Source organism: Mycobacterium sp. (genome assembly GCF_044223235.1).
In the GTDB taxonomy this organism is placed as follows: Bacteria; Actinomycetota; Actinomycetes; order Mycobacteriales; family Mycobacteriaceae; genus Mycobacterium.
The window spans coordinates 1-15,471 of sequence record NZ_JBGAME010000008.1 but is presented as its reverse complement, the minus strand read 5'-3'; the positions used below and the strand labels follow the sequence as shown (position 1 = coordinate 15,471).

Sequence of the window (15,471 nt, the reverse complement as noted above, 5' to 3'; positions counted from 1 at the left end):
TCAATCTGCTTGATATATGTCAAGATGCCTGACATGGATGTGCGCCTGGAGGATGAGCCGCTGGGGTACCTGATGTACCGGGTCGCCAATGCGTTGCGCGGTGACGTGACCGCCGCGGTCCTCGATCCGCTGAATCTGACGTTCCCGCAATACATCTGTCTGCGGTTCGTGTCGCGGTTCCCCGATCGGTCCAACGCCGAACTGGCACGCGCCGCAGGGGTGTCCCCGCAGGCGATGAACACGGTCGTGCGCGACCTGCAGGAGCGTGGGCTGATCGCCCGGCCCGCCAGCGTCGAGTCGGGACGCGCGCTGCCCGCCCGCCTCACCCGGGCGGGCGAGGACCTGGTGAAGCGCACCGATGCCGGCGTGCAGTCCGCCGAGCGGCGGCTGATGTCCGGCCTCACCGAGGCGCAGCGCCGCGAGTTCAAGCGGGTGCTGGCCGCGCTGGGCACCGACTGAGAGGATCACCAGCGGCAGGCCCCCCGCCGTCGGAGGAGGACGCTCATGACCGCCGGACCGCTGTATGTGTCAAGGCTGCTCACGCCACGCGCGATGGCTCACCTGCGCTCGCTGGACGTGCCGCTGCGGGTGGGCGGAGAGGCGCCACCGACCAGCGCCGAACTCGAGGAGGGCATCTCCGGGGCCGCAGCGGCCGTCGTGACGATCACCGAACGCGTCGACGCGGACCTACTCGCGGCGGCGGGCGACCGGCTGCGGGTGGTGGCCAACGTGGCCGTCGGCTACGACAACATCGACGTGGCCGCCGCGACGGCGGCGGGCGTCATCGTCACCAACACGCCCGGCGTGCTCGACCGTTGCACCGCCGACCTGACGTTCGCCCTGATCCTGGCCGTGACACGGCGGATCACCGAGGCGGACCGGTTCGTCCGGTCGCGCACGCCGTGGGTGTGGGGGCCGCGCATGCTGGTCGGACTCGATGTCAGCGCGGGTGCGACGCTGGGCATCCTGGGCTACGGACGCATCGGGCGGGCCGTGGCCAAGCGGGCGCAGGCATTCGATATGCGGGTCCTGGCGACCGCCCGCAGCAGAGGGCCCGGAACGGCCGAGGACGCGGTCACGTTCGTCGACACCGCGACGCTGCTGGCCGACAGCGACATCGTCTGCGTCCTCACCCCGCTGACGCCCGAGACGCACTATCTGATCGACGCGGCGGCGCTCGCCACGATGAAATCGACCGCGTATCTGATCAACACCGCCCGCGGCGGGGTGGTCGACGAAACCGCGCTGATCACGGCGCTGCGAGAAGGGCGGATCGGCGGCGCGGCGCTGGACGTCTTCGAAAACGAGCCGAACATCGACCCTAGACTGCTGGACGTGCCCAATCTCGTCCTCACCCCCCACATCGGCAGTGCCGGCGAAGCGACCCGCGACGCAATGGCCATCCTCGCCATCGACAACGCCGCCGCGGTCCTCGGGGGCCGCCCGGCGCTGACCCCGGTCGCATGAAGTTCGTCCTCGCACCGGACTCGTTCAAGGAGTCGATGAGCGCGGCCGAGGCAGTGGCGGCGATGCGCGACGGCGTACTGACGGTCTTCCCCGACGCCGACTGCGTGGGCGTTCCGATGGCCGACGGCGGTGAAGGCACCGTCGAAGCGGTGGTCGACGCGCTCGACGGCGACTATGTCACCGTCGAAGCGCAGGACGCCCTCGGCCGTCCGGTCTCCGCCAAATACGGCTACGTCGCCGACCGCAACCTTGCGGTGATCGAGGTGGCCGCCGCCGCGGGAATCGAACTGATCGCGCCGGGCGAGCGAGACGTGCTGCGGGCCAGCAGTTTTGGCGTCGGCCAGCTGATCCTGTCCGCGCTCGACCACGGTGCGACCGAGTTCCTGGTCGGCCTGGGCGGATCGGCGACCAACGACGCGGGGACCGGCATGCTGACCGCCCTCGGCGCCGTGTTCGCCGACGCCGACGGCAATCCCCTGCCCCCCGGTGGCGCCGCCCTCGAGGGTCTCGACCACATCGACCTGGGCGGACTCGATCCCCGATTGGGCGCCGTGCGTGTCCGACTTGCCTGTGACGTCACCGCGCCGCTACTCGGCCCGAGGGGTGCCAGCGCGGTGTTCGGCCCGCAGAAGGGTGCGACCCCGGCCGACGTCGAACGCTTGGAATCCGCGTTGGGCCGGCTGGCGTCGGTCGCCGCCGCCACCCGCGGCGGGGAGGTGCGCTCCGAGGTGCCCGGCGCGGGCGCGGCGGGCGGTCTCGGCTTCGCCTTCCTCGAATTCCTCAGCGCCGAAAGCAATCCCGGTGTCGAGGAGGTCGCAGCGACCGTCGGGCTGGAACGTGCGGTTCGGGACGCGGACTGGGTCTTCACCGGCGAAGGAAGCGTGGACGCGCAGACGCTGATGGGCAAGACTCCGTTCGGCGTCACCGAGGTCGCCACCGGCGCGGGCGCCCGAGTGGTGATCTTCGCCGGACGCGTCGCACCGGATGCCGACGTCCTGCTCGAACACGGCGTGGACCGGCTCGTCGGCATCACCGCGCCGGGCACTCCCATCGAGCAGGCACTGCGCGAGGGCCCGCAGTCCCTGACGCGGGCGACCGCGCAAGTCTGCCGCGAACTCGGGTAGCCCCCCGCCCATCTCCCCTCTGTTCTCCCCGCGAGCAAACGCAGAAGTGCCTCATTTCCCTACGAAATGGGTACTTCTGCGTCTGCTCGGCGGGCTCCCGGCGATGCGCGCGGCGATGGCCCGAAGCGCGGCACGGGTGGCAATCGGATCACGAGCAGTGTCGACGGCTGAGTGGTCCGACGCCGCGAAGACGGCGGCGAATGGCGAGGCGTGGGACCCGAGCAGGTCGGTGCCCACCACGGCGATCACGGGTTTGGCCGCCGCACGCGTGGCGACGGGCGCGGGGAGCTTGCCGCTCAATGTCTGGGTGTCGAGGCGCCCCTCCCCGGTGGATCACGAAATCAGCTTGGGCACAGTGTGTTTCGAAGTCAAGTAGGTCGAGGAAGAAGTCCGCGCCGGATACGATTCGCGCACCCAGCAGTGCGGCGGCGTAGCCACACCCGCCCGCAGCTCCGGCGCCGGGCGCGGCGGCCAGCCCACAGGTGTTGGCCACCTCGACGACGGCGGTGTCACCGTCGATCGCGATGGTCGCGTTGTGCGGGTTGCCGGTTGCGCCCGCCACGGTGACGAGGTGGGCGGTGGAGCCCGCCGCCAGGGCGGCGGCGACGCTGCCGTCGCCGCCGTCCGCCAGCGGCAGCGTGAGTACGTCCATCCCGGCCCGGGTCAGCCCGCCGGCCAGGGTGTCGGCGACTTCTGCGGCCGACAGGCTGCCCTTGAACTTGTCCGGGGCGATCAGAACGGTGGTCACGGTCGTCTCCTGTTAGTGGGTGTTCGATCAATGCGTCGTGTTCAGTGCAGTCGTGTTCAATGCGCAGTCGTGCTCGCGAGCACCGGCACCCCGTCGCACCTGTTGCCACCCCCGGAGCGGGCGTCGAGGGTGCCCCCATCCCCGGTGCGCTGCGGCGCTTCGGAGACGGTCACGAGCTCAGTAGGGTTCTCACCTGGCAGTGTGGGAACATCGGGAACGTTCCTGCCGGCGAACACATCCCGGGCCCGGTCCACATCGAGTTCACGGTTCCACTTCGCGATGAACAGGGTGGCCACCGCGTTTCCGATGAAGTTGACCAGGGCGCGGCACTCCGACATGAACTTGTCGATGCCGAACACCAGCATGATGCCGATCGCCGGGATGTGACCGATGGTGCTCAGCGTGGCGGTCAGGGCGATGAACCCACCACCTGCCACACCGGCGGCGCCCTTGGAGGTCAGCAACATCACCGCGAGCAGTCCCAGCTGTTGGCCGATCGTCAGCGGCGTGTTGGTGGCCTGCGCGATGTACAACGCTGCCAGGGACAGGTAGATCGCGGCCCCGTCGAGGTTGAAGCTGTACCCGGTCGGGACCACCAGACCCACGGTTGGCTTGCTGACCCCGGCGTATTCGAGTTTGCGCATCAACCCGGGCAATGCCGGTTCGGCGGTCGAGGTGCCCAGGATCAGCAGCAGTTCCTCACGCAGGTAGCGCAGCATGTGGAAGATGTTGAGTCGCAGGTAGGCCATTACCGAGCCGAGGACGACGAACACGAACAGTGCGGAGGTGGCGTAGAACAACAGGATCAGGCTGCCCAGGCTGGTCAGGGTGGACACGCCGTACTTGCCGACGGCGTAGGCCATCGCCCCGAACGCGCCCAGCGGGGCCAGCTTCATGACGTAGCCCAGCACCTTGAACACGATGGCCGTCAGGCGGTTCACCGCGCCGAGGACGGGGCCGCCGATCTGGCCGACCGCGTTGAGCGCCACCCCGAAGATCACCGCCAGGAAGATGACCTGCAGGATGTCGCCCTCGACGAACGGGCCGACGACACTGTTGGGCACCAGGTGGGTGATGAACTCCCACCACTGCTTCTCCTCACCGGTGGTGATCAGTTTCTGCGCGGACTCACTGGCCTGCATCGTGCTGACGTCGGCGTTGACGCCGTCGCCCAGGCGGAACAGGTTGATCGCCACCAGACCGGTGACCATCGCGAGGATGGTTCCCACCTGGAAGTAGGTCAGGGCCTTGATCCCGGTCATGCCGACCTTTTTCAGGTCCGCGACGCTGGCGATGCCCCCGACGATCGTGAGGAACACGATCGGGCAGATGAGCATCTTCATGGCGGTGACGAAGGTGGTCCCGATGGGTTCCAGCGCCTCGCCGGCCGACGGGGCCAGCCAGCCCACCAGGACGCCCAGGACGATGGCGACCAGAACCCAGAAGTAGAGCTGCTTGAACCACCGCTTCTTCTGCGGTGCCGGACGATCGTCGGCCGGCGAATCGATGTCGATCATGATGTGAACCTTCTCGTTACGGGTGGGCGTCAGGCCGGCGTCAGGGCCGGGGTCAGGGCGGTGATGATCGCGTCGGTCATGGCGTCGGTGTCCGCAGTGCCGCCGATGTCGCGGGTGAGCACACCGCCGCCGGTGGCGGTTTCGATGGCGGACTCCACACTGCGGGCCTCCTCGTGCAGGCCGAAGTGATCCAGCATCAGCGCCGCACTGGCGATCGCACCGATGGGGTTGCTGACCCCCTGCCCGGCGATATCGGGTGCCGAGCCGTGTACCGGCTCGAACATGCTCGGGAAGCGCCGCTCCGGGTTGAGGTTCGCGCTGGCCGCCACGCCCAGGCTGCCGGCCAGCGCCGAGCCCAGATCCGACAGGATGTCGGCGTTGAGGTTGGAGGCCACCACGACCGACAGCTCCTCGGGATGCAGGATGAACTTCGCGCTCATCGCGTCGACGAGCACGCTTTCGGTGGCGACATCGGGATAGTCGGCGGCGACCCGGGCAAAGACCTCGTCCCAGAGCACCATGCCGTACTGCTGGGCGTTGGACTTGGTCACGCTGGACACCTTCTTGACCCGGCGGGTCCGGGCCAGGTCGAAGGCGAACCGCATGATGCGCTCGCAGCCCTTCTCGGTGAACAGCGCGGTCTGCAGGGCGACCTCGTTGCCGACACCGCGGCCCGACAGATTGCGTCCGCCCAGGCCGGCGTATTCGCCCTCGCTGTTCTCCCGCACGACCACCCAGTCCAGCTCGGTGTCGTCGGCCTTGCGCAGCGGGGAGGTCACACCGGGCAGAAACTTCACCGGCCGGATATTGGCCCACTGGTCGAAGTTCTGGGTGACGTTGAGTCGCAGCCCCCACAGGCTGACGTGGTCGGGCACGGTGGGCCATCCCACGGCGCCGAAGTAGATGGCGTCGAAGGCCTTCAGCGTCTCCAGGCCGTCCTCGGCCATCATGCGGCCGGTCTGTGCGTGATACTCACAGCCCCAAGGGAATTCGGTCCATTCGAACCTGAACCGGCCCTCGGACCGTTCGGCCAGCGTGTCGAGCACCCGGCGCCCGGCGGCGACGACCTCCTTGCCAACCCCGTCGGCGGGGATCGCTGCGATCTTGAAAACCTGCTCGGTCATGGTCCGTCTCCTTGGGTGATTGTTGTCCGCATCACAGTGCGTGTGTCACTCATTAGCGGCCACGCGCGGCAACCGAGTCCAAGACGTAGTTGCGATCCGGGGTATAGCCTGCGCCTATCAAGCGAGGTCAAAGGGTGGCGCCGTGGACGTCCGACAACTCAAGTTCTTCCTGGCGGTGGTCGACCACGGCGGGTTCAGCAGGGCCGCCGAGCATCTGGTGGTCGCCCAGCCCTCGTTGTCTCAGGCCATCGCGGGATTCGAACGCGAACTGGGCACCCCGCTGTTTCACCGCGTCGGACGCGGGGTCGTGCTCAGCGAGGCCGGGAAGGCCCTGGTCGGTCCGGCCCGGGTCGTCCTGCGCGACGTCGACGAGGCGGCGGCGGCGATGCGCGCGCTCAAAGGTCTGCGGGGCGGCCGCATCGACCTGATCACCATGCCCTCGCCGGGCATGGAGCCACTGACGACCATCTTGACCGCGTTCGCCCGCCGGCACCCCGACGTCACCATCAACGCCGAAGCGGGGTTCACCCCCGACGAGATCCTGGGCAGCGTCCGCAGCGGAGTCTGCGAAATCGGCGTCCTCGGCTCCCCCGAGCCGACCCGAGCCCCCGACCTGAGCGTCGTCGCACTGGAAAGCCAAGCGCTGGTGCTGATCTCCGGACCCGACGACCCGGTCGTCGACGGACCCACCGTGCGGCGCGAAGACCTCGACGGCTACCGCGTCATCGTCTCCCAACGGGGTTCACTGATGCGTGCACTCGTCGACGACGTGCTGGCCGACGGCAACGACCTGACGATCGCGGCCGAGATCGCCCATCGCACGTCCATCCTTCCGATGGTGCTCAACGGGCTCGGCCGCGCCGTCATGCCCTCCGCATGGACCGAGTCCGCCCGCCGCGCCGGGGCGCATGTGCAGCGCATCGTCCCCGAGTCCTACCTGCACGTCGCCGCCGTCAGCCGGCAGAACCATCTCACCCCGCCGGCGGCCACGCTGATGGACCACGCGCGCGCGTACGGCAGCCGAACGGCCAGGCACGCCCGCCGGCACCCCGACTAGCAACCGCGAGCAGACGCGAAAGTGCCTCATTTACTTACGGAATGGGCACCTTTGCGTCTGCTCGGCGGGCTGAGTGGTGCGTCAGCGGGCTAGTGGTGGTGGCAGGCCGCCGGCGGGGACGGCGGGATGTCCAGCGCTGGGTTGCCGTCGAAGAAGCCCACCGGCTTGAGGTGGAAGCCGATGTACGCACACGGCATCACCGGCCAGTCCTCGGGCCGCACGATGTGGTGTGCGCCGACGGTGTACCACAGCACGACGTCGGTGTCCTCCAGCGGCGCGTCGTCGGCGATGTACTCTGGCAGACCCTGCGCGTCGGCGCACTGATACATGTATTCACCGGCCGGAAACCGTTCGGCCGGATCGTATTTGGTGACCCACAGATTGTGCTGGACGAAGCGGGCGCGGTCGTAGATGTACGACCCCTCCTGCACCATCACGGGCACCACCTCGCGGGGCACCAGCTTGTAGGCGACCGGGCTGCCGAGCTCGTTGATTTTGGACGGGTTGGCGACCTTCCAGTACCGCCCGGTGGAGAACTCCCAGTCCCGCGCGCCGTCGGCCTCGGAGGCCACCAGGGTGTCGCGGGTGATCCACGCATTGTGGTGGGGGTTGAGCTCCGGATCGGGCTCGGGAATCGAATCCACTTCGTAAACACTGTTTCCCGGTCCGTCGACGCTCATGTCCAGGCGGAAGTTGAAGAAGTGCTGATGGTTGGGCCCGTAGATGCCGGGGGCGACCAACTTGCCCCAGCGCGGGGTTTCGCCGTCGGGCACCGCTCCGGTGGTGAGCACGCCGGTGAGCTTGACCTCGACCTCGATGGAGGCGTCGTTGTAGAAGTACCAGAAGAATCCGTACTCATAGTTGCCCACGGTGCAGATCATCGAGACCACTAGCCGCCGTGACCTGCGCACCTCCACCTCTTCGGTGCGGAAATCGGTGTGCTTCCAGGAGATCCCGTAGTCCTCCTCGTGCATGCAGATCGCGTTGGGAATGGTGACCGCGTTGCCGTCGGAGTCGTTGACCGTGCCGTCGAAGTAGAAGATCTCGCCGAGACAGTCACACCCCAGCGTCAGCGGGTTGGCCGAGAACCCCATTCCGACCTCACCCATGTCGAACACGTTCTTGTTCCAGTGGGTGGGCGAGGTGTCGCCGTAGGGCACCACCATCTCAGCCAGCGAGGCGCGGTAGATGATCGGCCGGGTCTCGCCGCGGTCGGTGTAGGTGACCTCGTGCAGCACGATGCCCTCACGTGGGTTGAAACCCACCCGCAGAGACCACTTCTGCCACGTCACGTTCCAGCCCTCGACGGTGAAGCTCGGCCCGTCGGGCTGGGTGATCTCGATGGGCTTCACGTCGTCGCGGAACTGGGTGAAGGCTGGGCGGTTGCCGTCCGCGAACATGAATTCCTCGGAGTAGTTGCCCGCCTTGGGCGGCAGCGGCACCACACCGTGATCTTCGACGTCGATGACCTCCATGGTGTCGAGGCTGAACGTGACGATCAGGCCCTCGACCGGCCGGGCGTACCCGTGTTCGCCTGACGCAGAACGCATGAACGTCAGCGGGCGGCAGATCAGCGCCGAGCTGTCGTACTGGTCCTGGGGGCCGTAGTAGCCCGCGGGCCACGGGTCGATCATCGCGAGGTCGAAGTCGGTGATCCCCCGCTTGCGCATCGCCTCCTGCCAGCGCGGATCCTCGCGGACCTTCTCCTCCACCCCCGTCATGTGCTCGACCAGGTAGGACGGAAAGCGTCCGGGAACCTCGGTCCACGAATCGATCACCCGGGCACCGAGATCCACGATGGCCTCGTAGACGAGCTTGACGGCGGCGTCGTACATCGTCAGGAACGCCCGCCGGGGCAGGTCTGCCGCGCCTTCGAACGTAAGCGTGTCCGTCTTGTCCGGCTCCGCGAGCTGGATCATGACGAACTTCAGTGTCGCCGTGCCGTATTCGGATTCCTTGACGACCGCCGCCGCGGCCTCGATTTCGTCGCCGCTCAGCGGATCCAGCGGATAACGCACCGAATCGCCGGTCCCCGGCGTCTTCACCAGGGTGCTGTCCGTGGTCATTTGCTGATGTCCTTCCCTTCGGTGAGGTCGAGTACGGCGAGGTGGGCAAGCGCGTCTTCCTGCGACACCTTGTGCGCCGAGCGCCGGCCGAAGATGTAGACGACCAGCCCCAACGCGACCATGCCGAGGCCGATGCCGCCGACCCAGGTCATCCAGGTCGCCGCTGGCACATCGATCCAGGGCGTCACGAACGAGTAGTAGATGCCGCCGATGGTCCCCAGCGTGCCGACGATCACGGTCAGCCAGACGCCGACCATGCCGCCGGGAATACGCCAGAACTGTTCGTTGGCATAGCGATCGGCGTACTTCTTGCGGGCGATGATGAGCGGGAACAGGAAGAAGAACCCGGAGATCAGCCACACCGTGCTCAGGCCGCCCTGCAGATAGATGGTCACATTGGCCATGCTGCTCTGCGAGTACAGCCCGACCAGGATCAGCGACGTGATGACACCTTGGATGAGGATGGCGGTCACCGGGTTTCGGGTGCGCGGGTTGAGGTGGGTGAACAGCCGCGGCAGGTGACGCTCGAGCCCGGAGACGAAGATCAGCCGGGAATAGGCGACCTGGTAGGTCATCAACGCGACGATGATGATGCCGGCAAGCACGACCGCCGCGATCTCCATCAGGCCGGGGAATCCCGACGTCCCCAGATTGGCGATCACGCCGGTCACCGGATCGATCTCGTCACTGGGCAGCACCAGCATGGTGCCGATGGTGGTCAGCAGGTAGATCGCCACCAGAGCCGCCGACCCCCACAGGATCATCTTCGGCCCGCTCTTGCGGACCGACAGGAATTCCGCGCCCATGTTGTACGGGGTCTCCACACCGAGCAGGAACAGCAGCACGGTGCCGTACAGGAATCCGGCGGCCGCGAAGTTGGGGACGATGGCGTCGTGCAAGCTGAACGGTGTGCCGGATCCGTGCTGACCGGCGTAGAGCAGGCCGCAGACGAAGATCGTCAGTGCCAGCACCCCGTAGATCACGAAGACGATGTTCATGATGCGTTGACTGGCCGCGAGTTTCGCCAGCGCCAGCGCGACCACCGTCCACAGGATCACCAACTGCAGGATGATGCTGGTGGTCAGTCCGAGTTCGGCGTGGAACGCCAGCAGCAGGAACTGCAGGACCACCGCGGGCGACGACGCCGCGTTGAGGATCACCGGCACCCACGACAGGTAGCCGCCGATGAAGCCCCAGGTTTCCCCCATCGTCCGGTACGCCCAGATGTAGACGCCGCCCTGGCCGGGCCACAGGTTGCCGAGTTCGACAACCGCCATACCCGCCGGCACCAGGAACGTCAGGATGCCGAATACCCACATCGGGATGGCGGTCCAGCCGCCCGCCGCCATCACCGATGAGCCGGTGATCCAGCAGATGATGAACACGTACGCCGCCGTCAATCCGAACGTGCTCATCACCTTGGGCAGGATCTGCTCGGGAACCAGCTCGGTCGTCATCAGCTTGTCACGATCTGATGGCGGCGCGGCCTCCATTTCTTGCGTCATTCGAATGTCTCCCAAAATTGTTGGGCATCAACAGACTTGGTCAGTTGACGATTTGTCCGTCCTTCATCCGGACGACACGGGTCGCTTCGTCGGCCACCGTGGGGTCATGGGTGCTGGCGACCACCGTGACACCGAGTGTCGAACACAGGTCGCGCAACATGCGCACCACCGTCTCCCCCGTACGGTGGTCGAGGTTGGCCGTCGGTTCGTCGGCCAGAACGAGGGTCGGATTGCTGATCAGCGAGCGGGCGATGGCGGTGCGCTGCTGCTCGCCGCCAGACATCTTGGTCGGCTGGTGGTTTACCCGGTGGCTGAGCCCCACCAGGTCGAGCAGTTCGAGCGCGCGCTTGCGCAGCGCTTTGCGGTCGTAGGGTTCGAACATGAGCGGCAGCTCGACGTTCTCCACGGCCGACAGGAACGGGATCAGGTTGTAGCTCTGGAAGATGAAGCCGATCGTGTCGTGGCGCAGCGCGGCGAACTGGCTCTCCGTCAGTCGGGAGGTGTCGGCGCCGGCCAGCTTCACGCTGCCCTTGGTCGGGCGATCCAGCCCGCCGATAATGTTGAGCAGTGTGGACTTGCCGCTGCCGCTCGGACCCATCAGACAGACGAATTCGCCTGGCATCACGGTAAGTTCGGCGGCAACCAGGGCCTTGACCACTTCGTCGCCGAGCTTGTGCAGCTTCCAGACGTCGGAGATCTCGATGACGGGTGCGGCCGCGGTGTCGGGTTGCTCGAGTTCCTTGTCCAAGGCGGTCATTCGGGTCATCCTCCGGACGTCAGGGATCGGATAGGCGGCCGCGAAGCCGCGTTCCAGGTGGGCACGATGCTGGTGGCGACGGCCGCGATGACGCTGACAAGCGCGGCGATCCCAGAGCCGAGGAGCAGCCCCCCGACCGAAACGCCCGTCGGCACGAATCCGGTGGCGCCGAGCACGATCCCGGTGATGGCGGCCAGCACCACGCCCCCCAGGGCGCCGAGCACCGCCGCGATGACGGGTTCGACGAGTAGCGCGGTCACCACCGGTTTACGCGGTACACCGTTGGCGCCGAGCACGCCGAGTTCACGGGTGCGGTGGGCGACGGTACGGGTGGTGGCGACCGCCACCTCGACGACACCGACGAGCAGCACCGTGACGGCGATCAGCACCACCGCCCTGTTTATCTGGTCGGCGTGACCCAAAGACGCCGACTGCGCACGGATTCCGTCGGCCATACCGAACACGATGACCACCAGGAACGCGCCGGTCGCGGTGGTGATGGCGGGCAGCACCATCTCCCGGACCCGCCTGCGCGCGGCGAGCCAACCGTAGGACAGGCCTTTGCGCATCATCGTTATCGTTCCCCCAGGAGTGAGACCGGCCTCTGCTGCAACAACCGGTGCACCGGCACGAGCGCACCGACGATCGCCATCGCAGGCAGGAACGCCGCGACCATCGCCGACGCCTGCAGCCACGCCATCGGTGTCACGATGCCGGGAATCACCAGCGCCACAGCGACACCCGCGCCGAGTACACCGATCACATACGCCGCGAGGAACACGATCCCGGACTCGACGAGGAAGAAGTACAACACTTCGTCAGCCAGACCGATGCTCGACATGATCCCGAACTCACGCTTGCGCTCCTGCACCGCGGCGAGGAACGACGACACGGCGATGACGAATCCGAGGGCAAGACCGATCGTCGAGATCAGCCCGAGCGTCGAGCTGGTGACCTTGCCGGAGAACAGCGCCGAGAACTTCTGCTCGAAGGTGAGCGGTCCCGAACCGCCGACGGTGTCATAGACCAGGCCGGATTCCGCTGGGTCGGGCATCGTCGACGGGTCCGATGTCGACGGTAGCCCGACCTCGTCGGCGAAGATCCGCGCCAGGTCGCGGCGGTTCTCCGCACCGGGCGGCGCCACGATCGTCCACCAGCCGTTGTCTCCGACCACCGTTCGCGCCAGGCGGGTGTTCACAGTCATCGACTGGCCGGCGCCGTCGACCGACACCACCACGCTCTGGCCACCGACCACGACGCGGTCGCCCGGATCCACCCCGAGACGGTCAGCCAGGCCGGATCCCAAAGTCGTTTGGCCGCTGGGTATTTGATCCGTGCCCCGCACCGACACCCGATGCCCGTCGACGTCGGACACCCCGGACAGGGTGCGCGTGGCCGTCCACCCCGGCGGGATCGTGATCGAGGGTGCAGCGCCGCCGGCGACGAGCGCCTGAGCGTCGGCGTCATACTGCACGCCCGCCGCCGGCACCGCCCACAGCTGCGCGTCGCCGAGCACGTCGGTGACCGAATCCGCGCCGGTGATGGCAAAACTCGACGAGATCGTGCGAACGACGGTGACACAGGCGATAGCCAGGGCGATGCCGATGACGGACAGCACAAACCGTTCGGGACGGCGACGGATGTTGGCCACCGCGAACCGGACGAGACACACGAAGGTGTTTCCGGGAGCCGCAGCTATCGCCGGTGCTCGAGTGGTTACGGGCGCAACGGTCTCCACGAGTCACGATGGTGAGATCGCCTTATTTCACCCGTCACAGCCCCGAATGTCGTCGGGGTTAACTCGCAGGGGTTTCTGTAAACATAGCGTGTCTGCAGCAGCTTCACAGGAAGGTCTAGCAGGCAACGGATTTCGTCGTCCAAAGTGGGGGTTCACGCTCGAAATTGCCCACCAGCAGCGGTGCCGGGCCTATGAATACCGTTGTCGGGACCGGGTGCCGGCTGGTATCAGGTCGTCGGGCCTTCGCCCGTCGCGGCGACGAGGGTTCCCTCGCCCTGTCACAACCGTGAATGAGCAGCAAAACGGCCCCGCGGCTTCCCGGATCACCGGGACACCGCGGGGCCGCCGAGCTGTACGACCGAGGTGTACGACCGAGCTGTACGACTAGGCCTGGCCGACCTCGAAGCGGACGAACCGCGTCACGGTCACGCCCGCGTCGTCGAGAAGCGCCTTGACGGTCTTCTTGTTGTCGGACACCGACGGTTGCTCCAGCAGCACGACGTCCTTGTAGTAGCCATTGACCCGGCCCTCGACGATCTTGGGCAGCGCCTGCTCCGGCTTACCCTCGGCCTTGGCGGTCTCCTCGGCGATGCGGCGCTCGTTGGCCACCACGTCCTCGGGTACGTCGTCGCGCGTCAGGTACTTGGCCTTCAGCGCGGCGATCTGCAGCGCCACAGCGTGCGCGGCATCCCTGCCCGCTCCGTCGGATCCCTCAAACTCGACCAGCACACCCACGGCGGGCGGCAGGTCGGCCGCACGCTTGTGCAGGTAGGGCTCGACGGCGCCGTCGAAGTAGGCGACGCGGCGCAGCTCGAGCTTCTCACCGATCTTCGCCGACAGGTCCGCGACGGCCTGCTCGACCGTACGGGTCGCCGGGTCCCCGGGGATGTGAGCCGCTTTGAGGCTGTCGATGTCGGTGGCCTTGGCCTCCAGCGCGGCCTTGACGACCTGCTCGGCCAGCGCCTGGAACTCGGCATTCTTGGCGACGAAGTCGGTCTCGGAGTTCAGCTCGATCAGCGCACCGCCCTTGGCGGCGACCAGGCCCTCGGCGGTCGCGCGCTCGGCGCGCTTTCCGACGTCCTTGGCGCCCTTGATGCGCAGCAGCTCGATGGCCTTGTCGAAGTCGCCGCCGGCGTCCACCAGCGCGTTCTTCGAGTCGAGCATGCCGGCGCCGGTCAACTCCCTGAGTCGTTTGACGTCGGCGGCGGTGTAGTTAGCCATTTCAGCCTTTCCCTTTTGTCAGGAAACTTCTGGGGTGGTGGTGTCGGTCGCGTCGCCGCCGGCCGCCGGTGCACCTGTCGATGCGCTGGCGAGCAGCTCCTGCTCCCATTCGGCGAGCGGTTCGGCCGCATCGGCCTCGGGCTTGCCATCGCCGCTGCCCAGGCCGGCGCGGGCCTGCAGACCCTCGGCGACGGCAGACGCGACGACCTTGGTCAGCAGCGCGGCCGAGCGGATCGCGTCGTCGTTGCCCGGGATCGGGTAGTCGACCAGATCGGGATCGCAGTTGGTGTCGAGGATCGCGATCACCGGGATGCCCAGCTTGCGGGCCTCGCCGACGGCGATGTGCTCCTTGTTGGTGTCGACGACCCAGATGGCCGAGGGCACCTTCTGCATGTCCCTGATACCACCCAGGGACCGCTCGAGCTTGTTCTTCTCGCGGGTCAGCATCAGGATTTCCTTCTTGGTGCGACCCTCGAAGCCACCGGTCTGCTCCATCGCCTCGAGCTCCTTGAGGCGCTGCAGACGCTTGTGCACGGTGGAGAAGTTGGTGAGCATGCCGCCCAGCCAGCGCTGGTTCACATAGGGCATGCCGACGCGGGTCGCCTCGTCGGCGATGGACTCCTGAGCCTGCTTCTTGGTGCCGACGAACAGGACCGAACCACCGTGGGCGACGGTCTCCTTGACGAACTCGTACGCCTTGTCGATGTAGGTCAGCGTCTGCTGCAGGTCGATGATGTAGATGCCGTTGCGGTCGGTGAAGATGAACCGCTTCATCTTGGGATTCCAGCGCCGGGTCTGATGCCCGAAGTGGGTGCCGCTGTCAAGCAGCTGCTTCATGGTCACAACAGCCATGAGTTATGCCTCTTTTGTTGTCGGTTGACGCCCGGCATCGGGTGAAGCCGGGCCCTGGCACCTGCGGAATGCCGGACCCCGGGTGAGGGGACCTACCGGCATTCGGTCGGCTGCAGGCGCGCGAAGTCAGCCCGCGCGTGCGAGCTGCGGGTAGCAGTTTACACGCCGCCCGGCAACGCTCCGTCCACAGAGCGCTCCCCGTCCACAGCTTCCGGCGCCGGCCTGGCATGCACTGTCCTCGTCGGCTGGGCTGGGCACATGCGGTGGATCGCGATCATCGTCGCGGCGCTGGTGT

Annotated in this window: 13 protein-coding genes and 1 pseudogene; 4 read left to right on the top strand and 10 right to left on the bottom strand. The window is 67.1% G+C overall.

Annotated features, from left to right (window positions below):
- Nucleotides 1–33 precede the first annotated feature (33 nt).
- From ADBZ6K_RS13155 to ADBZ6K_RS13145, 3 genes are read left to right on the top strand one after another with little or no spacing between them, the layout of a single operon-like run.
- Nucleotides 34–459, top strand: a complete 426-nt coding sequence (locus ADBZ6K_RS13155) for a MarR family winged helix-turn-helix transcriptional regulator (protein ID WP_526347288.1) — start codon at nt 34–36, stop codon at nt 457–459.
- Nucleotides 460–504: 45 nt separating this feature from the next.
- The gene (locus ADBZ6K_RS13150) at nt 505–1,467 is read left to right on the top strand and encodes a 2-hydroxyacid dehydrogenase (protein ID WP_526347286.1); all 963 of its coding nucleotides are present in this window, start codon (nt 505–507) and stop codon (nt 1,465–1,467) included.
- Nucleotides 1,464–2,591: a glycerate kinase gene (locus ADBZ6K_RS13145; RefSeq protein WP_526347284.1), complete on the top strand. Its 1,128-nt coding sequence runs from the start codon at nt 1,464–1,466 to the stop codon at nt 2,589–2,591. The genes ADBZ6K_RS13150 and ADBZ6K_RS13145 overlap by 4 nt, the downstream gene beginning before the upstream one ends.
- A gap of 51 nt (nt 2,592–2,642) precedes the next feature.
- Here ADBZ6K_RS13145 and ADBZ6K_RS13140 read toward each other — a convergent pair.
- The 3 genes and pseudogenes from ADBZ6K_RS13140 to ADBZ6K_RS13130 all read right to left on the bottom strand — a co-directional run bounded on the left by ADBZ6K_RS13140 (nt 2,643) and on the right by ADBZ6K_RS13130 (nt 5,980).
- A pseudogene (locus ADBZ6K_RS13140) lies at nt 2,643–3,339 on the bottom strand (glycerate kinase).
- 56 nt (nt 3,340–3,395) lie between these two features.
- Nucleotides 3,396–4,856 carry a dicarboxylate/amino acid:cation symporter gene (locus ADBZ6K_RS13135; protein WP_526347282.1) on the bottom strand — a complete coding sequence of 487 codons (1,461 nt, stop codon included), beginning with the start codon at nt 4,854–4,856 and terminating at the stop codon, nt 3,396–3,398.
- Between the two features lie 29 nt (nt 4,857–4,885).
- Entirely contained in the window at nt 4,886–5,980 is a 1,095-nt protein-coding gene (locus ADBZ6K_RS13130) for a tartrate dehydrogenase (protein WP_526347280.1), read from the bottom strand.
- Nucleotides 5,981–6,122: 142 nt separating this feature from the next.
- On the opposite strand from ADBZ6K_RS13130, the gene ADBZ6K_RS13125 reads away from it, so the two are divergent.
- Entirely contained in the window at nt 6,123–7,037 is a 915-nt protein-coding gene (locus tag ADBZ6K_RS13125; protein ID WP_526347278.1) for a LysR family transcriptional regulator, read from the top strand.
- A gap of 89 nt (nt 7,038–7,126) precedes the next feature.
- Here the strand turns inward: ADBZ6K_RS13125 and ADBZ6K_RS13120 are convergent, their stop codons facing one another.
- The 7 genes from ADBZ6K_RS13120 to rpsB all read right to left on the bottom strand — a co-directional run bounded on the left by ADBZ6K_RS13120 (nt 7,127) and on the right by rpsB (nt 15,176).
- A complete protein-coding gene (locus tag ADBZ6K_RS13120; RefSeq protein WP_526347276.1) occupies nt 7,127–9,103 on the bottom strand; it encodes a primary-amine oxidase in 1,977 nt (658 codons plus the stop codon).
- Nucleotides 9,100–10,608: an amino acid permease gene (locus ADBZ6K_RS13115; protein WP_526347274.1), complete on the bottom strand. Its 1,509-nt coding sequence runs from the start codon at nt 10,606–10,608 to the stop codon at nt 9,100–9,102. The genes ADBZ6K_RS13120 and ADBZ6K_RS13115 overlap by 4 nt, the downstream gene beginning before the upstream one ends.
- Nucleotides 10,609–10,648: 40 nt before the next feature.
- On the bottom strand, nt 10,649–11,365 hold the full coding sequence (locus tag ADBZ6K_RS13110; protein ID WP_526347272.1) for an ABC transporter ATP-binding protein: 717 nt from the start codon (nt 11,363–11,365) through the stop codon (nt 10,649–10,651).
- 5 nt (nt 11,366–11,370) lie between these two features.
- Entirely contained in the window at nt 11,371–11,937 is a 567-nt protein-coding gene (locus ADBZ6K_RS13105; RefSeq protein WP_526347270.1) for an ABC transporter permease, read from the bottom strand.
- Between the two features lie 2 nt (nt 11,938–11,939).
- Entirely contained in the window at nt 11,940–13,103 is a 1,164-nt protein-coding gene (locus tag ADBZ6K_RS13100; RefSeq protein ID WP_526347268.1) for an ABC transporter permease, read from the bottom strand.
- Between the two features lie 384 nt (nt 13,104–13,487).
- Nucleotides 13,488–14,324 (bottom strand): translation elongation factor Ts, encoded by an 837-nt coding sequence (gene tsf, locus ADBZ6K_RS13095; RefSeq protein WP_526347266.1) that lies wholly within the window; start codon nt 14,322–14,324, stop codon nt 13,488–13,490.
- Between the two features lie 18 nt (nt 14,325–14,342).
- Entirely contained in the window at nt 14,343–15,176 is an 834-nt protein-coding gene (gene rpsB, locus ADBZ6K_RS13090) for a 30S ribosomal protein S2 (protein ID WP_526347264.1), read from the bottom strand.
- Nucleotides 15,177–15,471 lie beyond the last annotated feature (295 nt).

Bases quoted from the DNA above. Each gene is read 5' to 3' on its own strand.
- ADBZ6K_RS13155 (WP_526347288.1), top strand. From the start codon at position 34: ATGGATGTGCGCCTGGAGGATGAGCCGCTGGGGTACCTGATGTACCGG.
- ADBZ6K_RS13150 (WP_526347286.1), top strand. From the start codon at position 505: ATGACCGCCGGACCGCTGTATGTGTCAAGGCTGCTCACGCCACGCGCG.
- ADBZ6K_RS13145 (WP_526347284.1), top strand. From the start codon at position 1,464: ATGAAGTTCGTCCTCGCACCGGACTCGTTCAAGGAGTCGATGAGCGCG.
- ADBZ6K_RS13135 (WP_526347282.1), bottom strand. From the start codon at position 4,856: ATGATCGACATCGATTCGCCGGCCGACGATCGTCCGGCACCGCAGAAG.
- ADBZ6K_RS13130 (WP_526347280.1), bottom strand. From the start codon at position 5,980: ATGACCGAGCAGGTTTTCAAGATCGCAGCGATCCCCGCCGACGGGGTT.
- ADBZ6K_RS13120 (WP_526347276.1), bottom strand. From the start codon at position 9,103: ATGACCACGGACAGCACCCTGGTGAAGACGCCGGGGACCGGCGATTCG.
- ADBZ6K_RS13115 (WP_526347274.1), bottom strand. From the start codon at position 10,608: ATGACGCAAGAAATGGAGGCCGCGCCGCCATCAGATCGTGACAAGCTG.
- ADBZ6K_RS13110 (WP_526347272.1), bottom strand. From the start codon at position 11,365: ATGACCGCCTTGGACAAGGAACTCGAGCAACCCGACACCGCGGCCGCA.
- ADBZ6K_RS13105 (WP_526347270.1), bottom strand. From the start codon at position 11,937: ATGATGCGCAAAGGCCTGTCCTACGGTTGGCTCGCCGCGCGCAGGCGG.
- tsf (WP_526347266.1), bottom strand. From the start codon at position 14,324: ATGGCTAACTACACCGCCGCCGACGTCAAACGACTCAGGGAGTTGACC.
- rpsB (WP_526347264.1), bottom strand. From the start codon at position 15,176: ATGGCTGTTGTGACCATGAAGCAGCTGCTTGACAGCGGCACCCACTTC.